Source organism: Treponema endosymbiont of Eucomonympha sp. (genome assembly GCF_001028545.1).
Genome location: NZ_BBPW01000098.1, coordinates 1 through 2,722, shown reverse-complemented (window position 1 = coordinate 2,722; position 2,722 = coordinate 1). Strand labels below are relative to the sequence as shown.

At 64.7% G+C, this 2,722-nt stretch carries 3 protein-coding genes; all 3 read right to left on the bottom strand.

Translation table 11 applies throughout. From position 1 onward, the window contains the following. A partial coding sequence (locus AWU74_RS04875; protein WP_162504836.1) for a hypothetical protein occupies positions 1-706 on the bottom strand: 706 nt, incomplete at its 3' end. A gap of 275 nt (positions 707-981) precedes the next feature. Further along, a complete protein-coding gene (locus AWU74_RS04870) occupies positions 982-1,917 on the bottom strand; it encodes a tRNA (adenosine(37)-N6)-dimethylallyltransferase (RefSeq protein ID WP_162504835.1) in 936 nt (311 codons plus the stop codon). Then, a partial coding sequence (locus tag AWU74_RS04865; RefSeq protein WP_162504834.1) for a class I SAM-dependent rRNA methyltransferase occupies positions 1,893-2,722 on the bottom strand: 830 nt, incomplete at its 5' end. The genes AWU74_RS04865 and AWU74_RS04870, both read right to left, overlap by 25 nt.

Genomic DNA, 2,722 nt, shown 5'->3' with positions numbered 1-2,722 from the left:
CGCTTTCGTATGTTGCCAGCATCCTAAAATACATTTCCGGTTCCATGCCGAACGGCTTCGGCTCCCGTTCATCCCGATAAAGCCAGTAGTACGCCGTATAGCCGACATAGTCGGCGGGCTTCAGCCCCTTGTCCAGAACCGCCTTGACCAGCGGGTAGTCGGCGGGGTTCGGGGTAAAGTAGCCCGCCGCCCGCGTCATGGCGTCGTCGCCGAAGCACTGTATGAAATAGGGCATGAGCAGTTCCGCCTTGCCGACATACGCCGTTTCCGCCCGTTCCGCTTCCTCCACTTTATTGAACAGGAAGCCGACCTGCCGGACGTCGTAATAGAACTCATTGCGGATTCTGACGGAGCCGCGGCTCACCTGATACACGTAGGTGTGCAGCACCGTGTCTCCCCACACGCTTTCGGGGTCAAAGCCGCGCGCCGGGCGCAGCCCGCCGTGCTGGCGGATCATTTCGGGGATCTGCTCCCGCAGCGCCCGCCGGAGCTCTTCGTCCTGCTGCAGTATTTTCCGCTGCCACGCTTCCACAAGGCGCTTCTCGCGCGCCACGTCGGGCAGCTCGCCTTTTGCCGCCGCCTGTCCCGCGGACGCGGCTCTGCCGCTCCGCCCGCCCGCTTCCGCCGAGCCCGCAGGCGGCAGCAGCGCCGGCGCGCAGGACGCGAGGTATACGCCGAGAACCAGTGCCGAAACCAGTCTGTTCATTGTGCGTGCGCTCCTTGTTTATGCCCTTATAGATACACCGTGCGCCAGTGTCTGTCTATGGGTAAGCATTTACTGCGGCTGCCGTGAGAGATTAGTTGCAGGTGAAAACCTATAGCCATACTACGGATAAGCATTTGCCGTGTCTATCGAGAAGGCTTCGCTACAGGTGAAAGCCATAAGACAGAACGCAGGGTGAAAGAAACAGGGCTTGTGCCCTGTTTCTTTTGTGCCTAGTCGCACACCTACCGTGCCTGCCGAGCGCGGGGTTAGCCGAGTCACAAAGCGCGGCGGCTCAGTTCCAGCGCCCGCTCGAAGCGCCCGTCGCAGCCGACGGAGAGCGGCGGGAGCCACGATATGCTGAAGCCCTTGCGCACTATGCCGCGGAACCACGTCTCCTGCCGCTTGGCAAACTGCCCTATGGCGAGGCACAGCAGGCGGAACAGCTCATCGCGGCTCTCGATTTTGCCCTGCAGGAACCGCGCAGCAAAGCGGTACTCCAGACCGAGCCGCTCAAGTCGTTCCCACGACGCGCCCGATTCGTGCAGCCGCTCCGTCTCCGCGAGCATGCCCTGCCGGAAACGGGCGCGCAGCCGCTCCGCAATGCGTTCCCGCAGTTCCCCGCGCGGGAATGTCGTGCCCAGTATCAGCGGTGCGATTCGCGGGCGCGGATACTCCTGCCCGCCGTTCACCGCCTCCCGCTCGCGCTGTGCTTCCGATGCGGTTCCGGCGGCTACTGTTTCTCGCGCCCTCCGCGCCACGAGCTCACCGCCCCCTTTGGGAAACCCGTAGCCGCGGAGCAGCGCGTCGAGGTACATTCCCGAGCCGCCCACCACGAGCGGGAGCCGACCCCGCGCCGTAATCCCGTCGAATGCGCGGTATGCGTCCTGCAGAAAATTATAGACGCAGTATTCGGCGTCGAGGCTGGCGACGTCTATGACGTGATAAGGCACGGCGCACTCCGAGCCGCGTGCCGCATATTCGGCGAGGTCTTTCCCCGAACCGAGGTCGAGTCCGCGGTACACCTGTCGCGAGTCCGCCGAGATGATTTCCGCGCCGAGCGCGCGCGCAAGCCGCACCGCGAGCGCTGTCTTCCCCGCCGCCGTCGGTCCCAGCAGCACGACGCAGTTCGGCTTCGGCGCGGGTGAATCCGGCGCGCCTCCAGTACCCAGCGTACCTGCAAGAGCGCCTAGAGCACCCGAAGTATCGCGCATTTCAGGTATTCCGATTTGGGGTGTCCGGCGAGTACGGGGTGGTCGGCTTCCGCGCCGCGCTTTTCAAGGATTTGCACGCATCGGCGGGCGTCGGCTGCGGCGCTCTGAATCATCGCGTAGAACGTGGGCGCGTCGAAGGACTGCGAGCACGAACAGCTCACCAGAATGCTGCCCGGTGAGAGCAACCTCATTGCCCGAAGGTTAATTTCCTTGTACCCGCCGAACGCCTTCTGCACGGACCGAGCGTTTCTGGCAAACGCGGGCGAGTCGAGCACGACGAGGTCGAAACGCTCCCCTGCCCGTTCACAGTCCCTCAGCATGTCGAATGCGTCGGCTTCGACCGCCCGCATGACGCCGCCCGCACCGTTCAGCGCGATATTCCGCCGGAGCATGCCGACCGCCTCGACGGAAATGTCGGCGGCAAGCACCGACTGTGTCCCTGCCCGCGCCGCGTTCAAGCCGAACGCGCCGGTGTGCGAGAACAGATCGAGCACCCGCGCACCGCGGGCAAAGCGGGCGACGGCGCGGCGGTTCGCCTTCTGGTCGAGGAAGTAGCCGGTCTTCTGTCCCCGTGCGACGTCGACGGAGAGCAGCACGCCGTTCTCCCGAATGGTTATGAGCGGGTCGGATTCCCCGCCGAGCCAGCCGCTCGTTTCGGGCAGTCCTTCAAGGGCGCGGATGGGCGCATCGCTCCGGTCGTATGCGGCGTCCGGCTTTGCGGCTTCGCGGAACACGGCGAGCAGTTCCTGCCGGAAGACTTCGCTCGCGAGGGAGAGGAACTGGAACACCAAAACCGCCCGCCCGC